This window comes from Carnobacterium sp. 1290_CSPC, from assembly GCF_001053265.1.
GTDB classification, from domain to species: Bacteria; Bacillota; Bacilli; order Lactobacillales; family Aerococcaceae; genus Aerococcus; species Aerococcus urinaeequi.
In genome coordinates this window covers 1-13,412 of sequence record NZ_JVVG01000013.1, presented here as the reverse complement: position 1 = coordinate 13,412, position 13,412 = coordinate 1, and the positions used below count along the sequence as shown (strand labels likewise).

The 13,412-nt window shown below is 41.2% G+C and carries 12 protein-coding genes; 5 read left to right on the top strand and 7 right to left on the bottom strand.

Going from position 1 to position 13,412, the window contains the following annotated elements; all coding sequences use genetic code 11:
• Positions 1–246: 246 nt before the first annotated feature.
• The 3 genes from AC973_RS00845 to AC973_RS10000 form a co-directional block, all read right to left on the bottom strand.
• Entirely contained in the window at positions 247–726 is a 480-nt protein-coding gene (locus AC973_RS00845; RefSeq protein WP_157850733.1) for an RDD family protein, read from the bottom strand.
• Positions 727–768: 42 nt separating this feature from the next.
• Positions 769–966, bottom strand: a complete 198-nt coding sequence (locus AC973_RS00840) for a YwbE family protein (protein ID WP_021354646.1) — start codon at positions 964–966, stop codon at positions 769–771.
• An 85-nt stretch (positions 967–1,051) separates the two neighbouring features.
• Positions 1,052–1,477, bottom strand: a complete 426-nt coding sequence (locus AC973_RS10000; RefSeq protein WP_225968895.1) for a hypothetical protein — start codon at positions 1,475–1,477, stop codon at positions 1,052–1,054.
• Between the two features lie 190 nt (positions 1,478–1,667).
• Here AC973_RS10000 and AC973_RS00830 point away from each other — a divergent pair, with 190 nt between their 5' ends.
• Positions 1,668–2,609 (top strand): alpha/beta fold hydrolase, encoded by a 942-nt coding sequence (locus tag AC973_RS00830; RefSeq protein WP_048726030.1) that lies wholly within the window; start codon positions 1,668–1,670, stop codon positions 2,607–2,609.
• Positions 2,610–2,814: 205 nt separating this feature from the next.
• On the opposite strand, the gene AC973_RS00825 is transcribed toward AC973_RS00830, so the two are convergent.
• A complete protein-coding gene (locus tag AC973_RS00825) occupies positions 2,815–4,203 on the bottom strand; it encodes an ISL3 family transposase (RefSeq protein ID WP_048726027.1) in 1,389 nt (462 codons plus the stop codon).
• Positions 4,204–4,338: 135 nt separating this feature from the next.
• The gene (gene pgeF, locus AC973_RS00820; protein WP_065419839.1) at positions 4,339–5,103 is read right to left on the bottom strand and encodes a peptidoglycan editing factor PgeF; all 765 of its coding nucleotides are present in this window, start codon (positions 5,101–5,103) and stop codon (positions 4,339–4,341) included.
• Between the two features lie 124 nt (positions 5,104–5,227).
• On the opposite strand from pgeF, the gene AC973_RS00815 reads away from it, so the two are divergent.
• Positions 5,228–8,152 carry an insulinase family protein gene (locus AC973_RS00815; RefSeq protein WP_048726022.1) on the top strand — a complete coding sequence of 975 codons (2,925 nt, stop codon included), beginning with the start codon at positions 5,228–5,230 and terminating at the stop codon, positions 8,150–8,152.
• 178 nt (positions 8,153–8,330) lie between these two features.
• On the opposite strand, the gene AC973_RS00810 is transcribed toward AC973_RS00815, so the two are convergent.
• Complete coding sequence (locus tag AC973_RS00810; protein WP_016896493.1) at positions 8,331–8,522, bottom strand: hypothetical protein; 192 nt, start codon at positions 8,520–8,522, stop codon at positions 8,331–8,333.
• Between the two features lie 14 nt (positions 8,523–8,536).
• On the bottom strand, positions 8,537–9,208 hold the full coding sequence (locus AC973_RS00805; RefSeq protein WP_048726017.1) for a hypothetical protein: 672 nt from the start codon (positions 9,206–9,208) through the stop codon (positions 8,537–8,539).
• A 426-nt stretch (positions 9,209–9,634) separates the two neighbouring features.
• Between AC973_RS00805 and AC973_RS00800 the strand changes: the two genes are divergently transcribed.
• The 3 genes from AC973_RS00800 to radA all read left to right on the top strand — a co-directional run bounded on the left by AC973_RS00800 (position 9,635) and on the right by radA (position 13,302).
• A complete protein-coding gene (locus AC973_RS00800; protein WP_225968896.1) occupies positions 9,635–11,230 on the top strand; it encodes an alpha-amylase in 1,596 nt (531 codons plus the stop codon).
• A 102-nt stretch (positions 11,231–11,332) separates the two neighbouring features.
• Positions 11,333–11,872, top strand: coding sequence for a dUTP diphosphatase (locus tag AC973_RS00795; protein WP_048726011.1), 540 nt, complete (start codon positions 11,333–11,335; stop codon positions 11,870–11,872).
• Between the two features lie 47 nt (positions 11,873–11,919).
• On the top strand, positions 11,920–13,302 hold the full coding sequence (radA, locus tag AC973_RS00790; protein WP_048726007.1) for a DNA repair protein RadA: 1,383 nt from the start codon (positions 11,920–11,922) through the stop codon (positions 13,300–13,302).
• The last annotated feature ends 110 nt before the right edge of the window (positions 13,303–13,412 follow it).

Here is a 13,412-nt window from a genome sequence, read left to right as displayed (position 1 = left end):
AAAGAAACCAAACTTTTCTTCATAAATCTTTCTCCTCCCAAAACGAAAGATTACAAAAAATCAGCTGCCTCCCAACAGCTGATTTTTTTGTACCTACATTATAGCGCTTTAGTTGATTTAGTATTTTTAAGACTTTAACAAAGTAGGCTGACCTGGTTTAAAGTGGCATCAGTTTATTAGGGAAAGTCAAATGCTTTCTAAATAGCTAAATTACTACATAACGTAAAAAGACTATTATTTTTGGTTCTATAATATTTGGTGTTGATGAGTTTTACCACTCATTGGCACCATCAAAATATATAGGATCGGTAAAGCAAGTGATAAAACATAGGTGATCAATACGCTAGGCAACAGGAAATCATCCTGAAAAAGCCCTTTAATCATCGCGTAATGGGCGAGCTGCCATGGAAGAAACTTCCCGATATTGCGTAATATACTGCCCCTAATGCGGTTTCTGGTATAAGTCACCGTTAAACCTGCCCGCTTCTTCCCTAATGTTTGATGCGGCGGCTTTGCTTCTTTGAAAACGTAGTAAGTCCAAATTGGCAAAACGGTCGTTAAAAATGAAGTCCAATGACTTTGGCTTTCAGTCAGTTCAGGCATTCCGTCCAAAATAACAATATATAAACTCAACGAGACAAGCAGTAGGACCAACAAATAAATGACAATCGTCAAATAATCTATCATTAAAGCTTTTAGCCTTAATTTCAAATGTGTTGCTGGCATAGCCTCACATACTTTCAAACTTTTTTGGAATGCATTGAACCCCTAATCTTCGACTATTTCTTTGACTCTTCCTACAATGTTGTTTTCCAGTTTGACTTTAATCCCATGCGGATGCGTTGGTGAATTCGTCAGTATTCTGGCAACGATGCCTTCCGTCAATTCGCCTGAGCGTTGGTGTTGTTTTTGCACCACACGTACTTTTTGTCCAACTTTGATGTGATCACGTTTATTTCCGTCCATAATGGCCTCTCTTCTACTCTAATTTTTGTTGGCCTTATTATATCGAAAAAAGCTAAGATAAAGAAACTTTACATTTTTATACCTATTAAATTCGTTCGTTCATCAATAGCTCGTGCGTTGTTAGGTTGATTATTTTTAAGCGGCTGTCCGGTTTGATATAAACGGTTTTATACGCAGGTTGGTCTCTTTCGCTAAATATAAATACCCGAGAGTCCGGATTGACGGTTACCAAATGGATCTCAAAATCTTCCGGATTAAAATAATCCTGGATGGTTAGTTCTTTGTATTTTTCATTGGGCGACTCTGCCTCAGATTCGGAAAAATCTTCTTCGGTTGCTGTTTCTGAGTCAGAAGTGTCCGATGTGGATTGGGTAACTGCTGTCGTCTCATCAGGTGAATTTGTTCGGGGCGTTTCTTCAGCAGTTTCAGAATATCCGGCTAAGCTAGCGACAGTTAAAAGAGAGATAAATATCATTTTCATTTTATATTGATTCCTTTCTTCGTTCAACATGACCACTCTTTTCACTATCATATCAACGTTTGGACGTAATTTTAGTAGAAATATTTCCATCGAGTAAGTCAACAAAATACTTTTGACAGCGCTTACATTATGGAATATAATGTAGATTATAATGTATTTTGGCAATACATGATAAAGGGGATTTATACAACATTCTACATTTTATAAGGAGGCTGTAAAAATGGCAATTCATGAAGTTGAATTTAAGTCGTTTAATGAGATCGAGACGGTAAAGGGATGGATTTATACTCCCATTCGCGAACCTATAGGGGTCGTTCAAATCGTTCATGGGTATGGTGAACATTCACGCCGATATCTCCATATGATTTTGACGTTGAATGAGGCCGGTTTTGTCGTGGCCGCCGATGATCATGTCGGACATGGAAAGACCGCTTATGATTCCGACAACTGGTCGAATTGGGGAGACAAAGGCTATATGACAATGGCCGAAGATGAACAAAAACTGCGCGAACTAATCAAGGAAGACTACGGTGACCTGCCCTATTTCATGTTTGGCCACAGCATGGGCTCTATGATTGCCCGACTATATGCGACGAAATATGGCGAAGAGCTGGACGGTTTAATCTTGTGCGGGACTTCAGAAATTTTCCCTAAGATGGAAAATATTGTCTCTGAATTAAAGGCTGAAATCGATGCAGGAAACGGCGAACAAGTGGACCCAGACTATCAAAATCGAATGTTTGAACGGATGACGGAGCGAATTGAAAATCCAAACACGCCAAACGACTGGATCAGTAAAGATCCGGACATTGTGGCGGACCACGCCAATGATCCGTTCAACAACTTCACCTCCGTCCCTAATATTCAATCACTTTATCAGTTTGCTCAAATGATTCAACAAATCCTGGGGACGGAATGGTCCGAGAAAGTCCCTACTGATATACCTATCTACAATATCGCCGGTGATGAAGATCCGGTCGGAAGATATGGCGAAGGCGTCTATGCGGTTTCTAATTGGCTGCTGGAAACGGGCCATCAAGTGAAAACAAAACTGTATTCAGGCTACCGCCATGAAATTCACAACCACCGTGAGATTCGCGATGAAGTCGTCGCAGGCATTATCGACTTTATAACGGAGCACGCCAGAGTAAAAGCTAATTAAATTCTCTAGTCGCTCTTTTCTTAATTAAAAACAGTTGGACGAGCTCAAGAATATGGCAGCTGCCATATTCTTGGCTCTCTGTCAAATAGTGTTGATGAGTCAAATTCAGAACTACAGTTAATCACTGTGGTTCTTTTTTTATAATTAAGTGACCGATGGATTGATTGACTCCGTTGGTGTTTTAGATGCATAAACTGCACAACCTCTACACTGTCAGAGGCGGAGTTGTTAGCTTCCCTAATTTAAGGGTCAGCGATCTGGACGGTTTCTTGGCCGCCCGTTTTGTGTAAAAGAGCGGTTTAGGTTTTCGGCCCGGGTTCAGTAAGTTAAAGCTGATCAAGATTTGGTTTTTCAGATTGATAAAACTGCGATAACCGTAACCCGACCGTTTGATATTTTTAATCTTATTGTTGATTCCTTCCACGGGTCCGTTGGACAAGGTACAGAGAAAGGCATTCTTGATCGGTTCTATGTACTTCTCGAGCGTATTCAAAGCGGTTCGTATTTTATCCGGGTATGTCTCTTTTTTGGCGTCCTTCAGGGTTGTCTGGAAGTAGCCAAACCGTCGGTTGGCCAATGCCCATTTCAAACGGCTCACAATGCGGTAAGCTTTGTCCAGGCGCGGACTGATACTCAGTAAATACTCCATCATGACATACTCACTGACCATGCCCTCATACAGACGATGCGTGAAAAGGCGATGATAGTCGAGATCCGATTCATTTTTGAGGAGCAGCTTCCATTGTTTTTTCAGCTTCGTATAGTCGGTCGGACGGCTGTATCGGATCTTCTTCATCTCTTGGATGCGGATCTGATTTAACGCGCGGTTCAATAATTGAACGATGTGGAAACGGTCGATGATCATTCGGGCGTTCGGGAAACAATCTTTAATCACTTGGATATAAGGCAAATACATATCAATGGTGACCGTTCTAACTTGAAGCCGTGCTTTCAGGGAATAGAGCAAGAAGTAATCCCGCAAGTAGCCCTGTTGCCGGTTCTCAACGATGTCAATCACTTCGTGATTACGCGCATCAATAAAGATCAGGCTCATGGCGCCACTCACGTTCTTCACTGACTTGAATTCATCCATGGAAATGTGTTGGGGGAGATAGTCATAATTATTTCTCAAGCCGTCTCCGTACTTTCTCAATTGCCGGCTGACGGTGTTTGAAGAGACGTTCAAGTGTTTGGCGATCAAAGCCATCGATTGGGTTTCAGCCAATTCCATCGAAATCACTGATTTGATGAGGTTCGAGATGAAGCAATCGCAGTCCACCAGCTTCGTGCGCGCCACAAAGGTCGACCGGCAATGTTTACACAAAAAGCGCTGTTTTTTGAGCTTCAAGAGGACCGGTTTAAAGTTGATGTGGGTCAGTTTGAGTGTGGACAGCTTTGTCCCATTTTTGACGATGTCCGCTGACGAGCGGTTAACGGTCCCGCATTTTTCGCAGGCTTTCGGTGTATAGGTCAATTTCCCGTACAAAACCAAATGGTTTTGGTCGTTGATTCGCTCTTCAGTCACCTGTTCTTCAAAATGGATATTCTTGTCTTTGATTCCGAGCGTTTTTCGTATAAAATATGAATGGGTCATGTGAATCCTCCTGTTTTTTTGTGTGGTAACTTAATTATAGGGGTTCACTGGCCCTTTTTCATTTTATAAATACAAAAAGATGTCAATGAATCAAAACTGATCCATCAACACCAAATATTATAGAGCCTTATTTTTTTATCCTTTTCTAGTAATAAAATTAAAATGACGTCCTGGGGTTTTATCTAGGCGGTATGAAAAACCATCAACCATTGCTAAAGTATCTTGATCAGACAAACGAATATTGTCTGCCAATATACCAACACGTTTTAATTGCTCTGCAACCGTTGCTTGATTATCAATCAAGTATTTCTCTCGACGGGCATCCCATTGAATAAAATCATCCGCATAACCAAGTGCCTTGAATTGGTCAGCAACATCTTGGTCAACTTCAAAAGATTTCTGTGCAATCGAAGGACCAAGAATAGCCTTGATGTTACCCATGTAAATATCTGGGTCTTCATTTTTGATTTGTGCAAAAGTGGCTGACACGATATCTTGAACAGTCCCTTTCCAGCCTGAATGGGTGGCACCAATTAAACCAGTATTTTCGTCATAAAAAAGCACAGGTACACAATCTGCCGTAAAGACGCCAACAACCACATTGCTTTCGTAAGTGTACAAGGCGTCCACATCATCCACCGCATCTTCAGTCGACAGACTACCGCGTCCCTGGTCCTCAGCTTTGACACGGTAAGCTTTTTTGGAGTGGGTTTGATTAGCGAAAACGAACTGGTCGGCGTCAACCTGTAATGCATCCGCTAAATCTTGTCGATTTGCGATAACCAGTGATGCATCTTCCCCAGTATGTAGGGCTAAATTGCCGTTAAGGGTTTGCTTGTTGTCTTTTAAAGTCGTACCAGCAATTAAATTTTCTGGTGTGTCATAGAATTGGATCGTCATAAGGTTCATCCTTTCTGCTTTCAGTTACGCTTATTATAGCAAACAAGCGGTCTGACTAATAAAGTCCTGCAAAAACTGTTAAAATATAAGGAAACAAGAAAATGACCGATAAGGAGATAATTGTATGACAACCAACTTGAACAAAGGGGACCAATTGCATGGTTTCACCCTTGTAGACAGTCAATTTATTCAAGATGCTAACGCCCAAGTCCACACCTTTGCCCACGAACAATCTGGCGGCCAAGTGATTTGGGTTGAAAATGACGACCAAAACCGTTCGTTTGGGATTGGTTTTAAAACACCACCAAAAGATTCGACTGGTGTAGCCCACATTGTGGAACATTCAGTCCTTTCTGGATCACGTAAATATCCAGCGAAAGATCCATTTATGACCATGTTGAAAACGTCAATGAACACCTTCCTAAATGCTATGACCTTTTCAGATATGACCATTTATCCAGTATCATCGATGAATGAAGAAGATTTCCATAACTTAACGGATGTCTATTTAGACGCCGTTTTCTTCCCTAAAATGACCAGCGAAGAAAATATTTTCCGACAAGAAGGATGGCATAAAGAGTTATTCGACAAGGACGAGCCAATAATCTATAACGGGGTCGTTTACAATGAAATGCGTGGGGCTTATTCAGACGCAGAACGCATTATTATGCAAGATGTTACGGCAAATATGCACCCAGGCTCAACCTATGCCCACGAATCAGGCGGTTATCCATACGAAATTCCTGATTTAACATTTGACAATTTCAAACAATTCCACGCCGACCACTACCGTCCAGATAACGCCCTTACCTATGTTTACGGTGACATCGATATCGACCGAACATTAGGTCAAATCAACGGCGATTTCTTCAGTGAATTCTTGAAAAAAGACCAGCAAGTTCAATTTGACTTGCCAGAAACAAAGGATGGCCACATCGAATACCAGGCCTTTTATGACGCTGATGAACGCAAGACAGCCGAAGATGATTCTTACCTTACCTACATGACCCATGTAGGTGCGTCTACAGACTTGACTAATAATTATGTGGCCAATATTTTAAGCGATGCCTTAATTGAATCTGAAGCTGCGCCAATACGACAAGCCCTTATCGAAGCTGGGCTAGCGGAAGAAGTTGAAGCCATTGGGTCAGACGGTTACTACCTAGATTTCGGTCTAGTTCTGAAACAATTCAATCCAGCTAATAAGGACAAGGCCGTTGCTGTAATTAAAGAAACCCTAACTGACCTTGTAGCCAACGGGATTAACCGCGATCTACTTGAAGGGGTGATCAACACCCGCGAATTCGCAGCCCGTCAAGCTGGTGGTGCGATGAAGGCGATTACCTATGAGATCCAAATGACCATGGCATGGCGGTATGGCATGTCTCCGACCGAAGTCCTTCATTTTTCGAAATATTTCGACGATTTAAGAGCGAAGTTGGACACAGACTTCTATGAAAGGTGGATACAAGACAACTTGCTGGCGGCAGATGCCAGCTTAGTCGGTATTTACCAACCGAAAGTGGGCTTATTTAAGGCACAGGACGAGCAATTAACAGCTAAGTTAGCTGCAGAAAAAGCGGCTATGACTGACCAAGACATCCAAGCATTAATTGAGGAAAACCAAGCGTTGCGGGTCTACCAAGATACACCAGACACCGATGAAGCCCGTCAAGCCTTACCAAAGTTAGATATTTCAGATGTACCACGGACAACGCAAGCGATTGCTGAAGAAAAATTAACCGGCCAACAAGGGGTGCCTGTCCTTTTCCATGAACAAGACGCATCAGGCATTCGGTATGTACAAATGGTTTACAAATTAGACCATATTACAGCGGAAGACTTGCCATACGTGAATTATCTAACGATTTTATTAGGGTTATTGGACACGGAAAATTATGATTATCGTCAAATGGACATTGAAATGATGAAGGCGACTGCTGGCATTTCTATGCGACCTAAAGTCTTTATTCGTGAAGGTTCGCAAGATGATTATATGCCAGTCTTGGTGTCATCATTTGCGGCGATTGGTGACCATTCTGCTCGTGGTTTTGAACTATTACAAGATACGATGAAATTTACTGACTTTTCTGATAAGGCACGGATTTTAAATGTCTTACAACGGGTGAAATTCAATATGAGTCAGTCGTATGAAGGGGCTGGCCATCGCGTAGCCATTTCTAGACTACGGTCATTCTACTCACAAGCAGCCGAGTATGAAGACGTCATTTCAGGCCTATCATTCTATGACCACATGACCGACTTAATCGAAAACTTCTCGACCAAGGCAGATGACTTTATTGCTAAATTGATTGAAGTGAATGGCAAAATGTGGGATCCTCGCATGCTGACAGTTAGTTTAACAGCAGATGCAGCGGATAAAGCCACATTACTTGAACAAGTTGATCAGTTTATCGATCAAGCTGACCAGACGGATAACGTTGAACCCGTATCTGTTGAGTTTGATTTAGCGGGGAACAACTACCACGAAGCCATTCAAACAAATGGTAACGTCCAATACGTATCCGTAGGTGGTCGCGTGCCAATTGAAGACTACAATGGTCGTTATGTTGTCTTCGCCAATATCTTATCTAAAGACTACTTACACGAAAATATTCGTGCCAAAGGTGGTGCCTATGGTGCGGGCATCAGTCTAACATCATCAGGTGACGTCACAACCTATTCATACCGAGACCCGAACGTAGATAAGACAGTAGATGTATATCATAAGCTACCGGATTTCTTAGCCAATCCAGGACTTAGCCAAGACGACCTTGATCAACTTATTATTGGTTCAATGACTGCCTTCCATTATCCATTAACACCAGCTAGTGTGAATAACTTGATGGTGACACGTCACTTTAGAGGCATGACCAAAGATATGGTAGATGAACGATTAAGCCAAGCATTAGATACCAAAGTTGCGGATCTAGTTGCCTTTAAAGATCAAATCCAAATCGCACTGGACGCAGATAATTTAGTCGTTTTTGGTAACAAGCAAAAAATCGACGACTCAACGCAAACATTCAACAACAAACGTACGATTTAAGCAAAAAAATTAAAAGAGAGAAAAAAGATTTCACTTCGAAATCTTTTTTCTCTCTTTATTTAGTTAACTGCGATTTGTATTGTCCCAGTCTCATCTCAATATTTAAAAGATAATATTCCACGGCATACAATAAGAATAACAAATAAATAGTTTATTTAGAAAATGTTATTCATTTTGCTTATTGAAGCCCTAGTGCTTCACCAAATGTGAGTGCAACAAAGGCCAAGAGTAATAAGACCCCGCCAACAACCTTCAAACGGGCTTGTTGGGCAGCAGTCATACCTTCAGGGGTTTGCCCCTTCCAGATGATATAAACATTGACTAAAATACATAAAATGGCAAAAATGGTTCCGACTAAATAACGGCTCATATAGGCTCCTTTAATTATAATTGTGACAATTTCACTTCGACGGAAGTTGTCACAGCTTGATTGTTGATACGACTAGTCCCAGAAACGGTCCACTCGATGGATTTAATTTCATTCGTATAACGGTCAGTAACCAATTGAATTTGGTGGACAGCGTCGTTGTTGTAAGACTCACTCACAATACTATTCAATAAATTGTTTAATTGCTGATTTTCCCCAGAGAAAGAAACGGTTTGATCACTTAAAGAACCGGTCCATTCACCGATCGTATCAAGCGTCGTTAATATACTGTGGATTTGACTAAGAGATAGGACATTTAAACGGTCCAAGTGAGAGTCATTGGTTAAACTTTGTTGCCATTCGCTGCCATTTTCCTTGTAGGTAGATTGGGCGTCGTTCATTTCAACTTGTAAGATGGCATCATCACTGCCAGAAGCAAGATTTTTTTGAATAAGTGTTCCAGAAAAGTTATCAGCATTATCATAAGAAAGGGTCGACATAACTGTTTCAGTATTTGCGGGTTCAGTAGTTACCTGTTCGATGGTCGTAGATTGCTTGTAGGATTGGGTTTCAGTTAAAGTTTCATTGACCGCATTACCTAATTCTGTTGACGATTCACGCGCTTCAACGTGGTTACCAACTAGTAACATGATGCTCGCCAATAAAACCCATTTAAATAGTTTTCGCATTTCAGGCACCCTTTATATTTATATTTTAAGTAGTTCGAAGATTGGGAATGTTTATGACGCTATACGTCAAAGGTGATTTCACCTAATATCTCTATTCTATAGAACTTTTGTGAAGATTTAAAGACCAATCGTTTAAAATATCACATTAATTTCCCTTGATTTCAACCACTTGGAAGGGGTCACAGATTTTGAAAAATTATTTGCAGTATTTTGCTGATTTATGACTTATAAACTAGTAAGGGCTTTAAAAAAATGCTAATACGATAGCTTGGCGAAGCTAAAATTATCTCATTGAAGAAACTTTCGGTATAATAACTGTAATGTGATATTGAATCTAATCAATCCACAAAGCAAGAAACTGAAATAAAGTCGTGAAAAAATAGGGATAGACATTAAGATTAGGCGAAAGCGGGGGCTAATGATATGGTGATGAATGGCGTATTAATGCAGTATTTTGAATGGGATTTACCGGACGACGGGACTTTATGGAAAAAGTTAGCGGAAGATGCAGAACACTTGGCATCAATTGGGATTTCTCATGTGTGGATGCCACCAGCAACTAAAGGTCAATCGAGTGACGACGTTGGTTACGGGACTTACGACTTATTTGATATTGGGGAATTTGATCAAAAAGGGACGGTTCGTACCAAATACGGGACCCGCGCAGAATACCAAGCGGCAATTGATGCCTTACATGAACAGGATATTTGGGTGCTAGCGGATGCCGTTTTAAACCATAAGGGTGGGGCTGATGAAACGGAAGTATTCCAAGCCTACCCAATGAACCCAACAAATCGACAAGAAAAGCTTGGTGAAGCTCGAGATATTGAAGGTTGGACCAAATTTACTTTTCCAGGTCGAAATGGTGAATACTCAGACTTTATTTGGGATTTTAACTGCTTCTCTGGGATTGATTTTGACCAAAGAACAGGTGAAAGTGGCATCTTTATGATTAAAGGTGAGAATAAAGGTTGGGCAGATGATGAAGCAGTGGACGGAGAGAATGGTAACTTCGACTACTTGATGTTTGCAGATATTGATTATGGTAATCCTTATGTTCAAGAAGAAGTCTTAAAATGGGCGCGTTGGTATTTAGATTCTTTTAATTTAAATGGCTTTAGAATGGATGCCTTAAAACATATCGATTTTGCTTTTATCGACCAGCTAATATCTGCTTTACGAGAAAATAATCCAGATATTTATGTTGTAGGGGAATACTGGCAAAGTAATACCGGTGTACTTTTCGATTATTTAGCGGAAACGGATTATCAAATTGACCTATTTGATGTGGCCTTACATCAACGTTTTAAACAAGCAGCTGCATCTTGGGATCAATTTGATATGGGATCTCTGCTTGAGGGATCACTCTTAAAAGATAGACCGGATCTAGCTGTACCATTCGTTGATAATCATGATTCCCAGCCTGGACAAGCCCTCGAGTCGTGGATAGATGAATGGTTTAAACCGATTGCTTATGGTCTGATTCTCTTACATCAATCAGGCTTGCCAACTATTTTCTACGGAGATTATTATGGTATTGAAAGTATCGACTACAAAGGTTTCCAAGAGACCTTAGATAAGCTTTTAGCCTTAAGACGTGGAAATGCCTACGGTGATCAACATGATTATTTTGACCATAAAAATTGTATTGGTTATACCCGAACTGGCGATGATGAACATCCAGACGGACTCGCTTTTATCGCAACCAATGGTGAACAGGCGAAGAAACGTATGTATGTAGGAGAACTCCATGTAGGAGAAGAGTGGGTAGACGCGATGGGTGAAATTGAAGGATCGGTAACTATTGAAGAGGATGGTACTGGTGTATTTAAAGTACATGCCGGGTCAATGTCCGTTTGGGTCAACAAGTCTGATGCAGACCATATTGACGGTGAAGCAGATGAAGATTTTGAAGATACTAGCTATCTTGGAGAAACCCCTACTGAAGAAATGGCTGATCCGGATGTAGAAGCAGCACAAGTGGAAGATGGGGAAGTGGCTGCTGCTGACCAGAGCGAGTAAGTAACACTGAATCCACATGGTCTAACATTTAGAAATCTGCTAATCAATGGTATAATAGGTCAGTAAAATTCAAGTATGCGTAGTAAAGGATGGAATTTGTTTATGACAGTAGAAAATACACGAGGATTTGAGAAAATCTCGGCCTATGCGAATGATGAGGCAATTACATTACCAAGACGTTCAACAACCCTATCGGCTGGCTACGATATCGCAGCGGCTGAAGATATTGTTGTACCGGCAATGTGGAAGACTGGTGTGAAGCATGTGCTAAAAGACCTCGCTCATTTAAATGTAGCAGGTGAAGTAGACGAAAGTGCTATGAAACCAGTGCTAGTGCCAACAGGTCTGAAGGCTTATATGGGCGAGAATGAATACTTACAATTAGCTTGTAGGTCTTCGAATCCTCTTAAACGTGGGCTTTCATTACCTAATGGGATAGGTATTGTTGATGCAGATTACTACAATAATGAAAATAATGAAGGTCATCTATTTGTTCAATTAGTAAACTTTGGTTTACGTGACGTTCAAATTAAAAAAGGTGAGCGTATTGCGCAAGGGATTTTCCTTTCTTTCTTAACGACTGCTGATGACCAGCCAAGTGATCAAGTGCGTGCAGGTGGTTTTGGCTCTTCCGGTCAATAATAGTCAGTTGCCATTTTTCAAATAAATAGAAAGGAGTGAAGTCCAATATGGCGAAGAAAACGACAACGAGATATGTGTGTCAGGCTTGTGGTTATGAGAGTGTTCAGTTCTATGGCAAGTGTCCGAATTGTGGGGCCTGGAACCAAATGGAAGAGGAACGCTTATATGGGAAGACTATTGCTCATCCTGAAACCCGCGTTGGACAAGCCAATTCAAGCCGGATGAAGCCACAAAAATTAGCGACGGTTAAAGGGGAAGAAACCCCGCGTATCCAAACCCAATTAGGCGAATTAAATCGCGTCTTAGGTGGCGGTGTGGTGCAAGGTTCGCTGGTTTTAATTGGTGGTGACCCAGGGATTGGGAAGTCAACGTTAATGCTACAGGTATCAGCTGAATTGCATCAGAGTGCTGGGCCAGTTTTATATGTGTCCGGAGAGGAATCGATGCATCAAATCAAGCTACGAGCGGAGCGACTAGGATTTGAAGGTGCAGATTTCTATGTTTATGCAGAAACTGATATGGCGGCTATCCAAGATGCCATTTATGACTTACAACCGCGCTTTGTAGTGATTGACTCTATTCAAACTATGACCCACGAGGATGCGACATCAACGGCTGGATCAGTTGGCCAAGTCCGCCAAACGACAGCAGAGTTAATGAAATTAGCGAAGTCACAAAATATCGGTATTTTTATCGTTGGCCATGTGACGAAAGAAGGAAACATTGCTGGACCGCGTATTCTAGAACACATGGTGGATACTGTACTGTATTTTGAAGGTGAGAAGCATGATACTTTCAGGATTTTACGGGCAGTGAAGAACCGGTTTGGGTCAACCAATGAAATAGGTGTCTTTGACATGCAACAAGACGGCCTGCATGAAGTCGCTAACCCTTCCGAACTCTTCTTAGAAGAAAGACTAGCTGGCACTAATGGATCAGCGGTTGTTGCTTCGATGGAAGGAACACGACCGATTTTAACGGAAATTCAAGCGCTACTTACACCTACCTCATTTGGGAATGCCCGTAGAACAGCTTCTGGCTTAGATTATTCACGGGTATCACTAATTATGGCTGTACTTGAGAAGAGAGCCGGTTTAATGCTTCAAAATCAAGATGCCTACCTCAAATCAACTGGTGGCGTCCGTTTAGATGAACCAGCGATTGACCTGGCTATCGCTGTAGCTGTGGCTTCTTCATACCGAGAAAAAGAAACCAAACCAACTGATTGTTTCATTGGAGAAATTGGTTTGACTGGTGAAATTAGACGGGTAACAAGAATTGCGGAACGTGTTCAAGAAGCTGAAAAACTAGGTTTTGAGCGGATTTTTATCCCAAAAAATGCGATATCAGGTTTAACTGGCAAACAAAAAATACAAGTAGTTGGTGTAACTACTGTAAGAGAAGTATTGAATGCGATTTTTCCAAAATAGATAAATACTGGAGAGTTTGGGCCGAAGGGTAGCCAAGCTCTCTTTTAATCTCGGCTCTACAATATATAGGACTGATGACTTCAAAAAAAGAGGAATCTCCATTATCATAA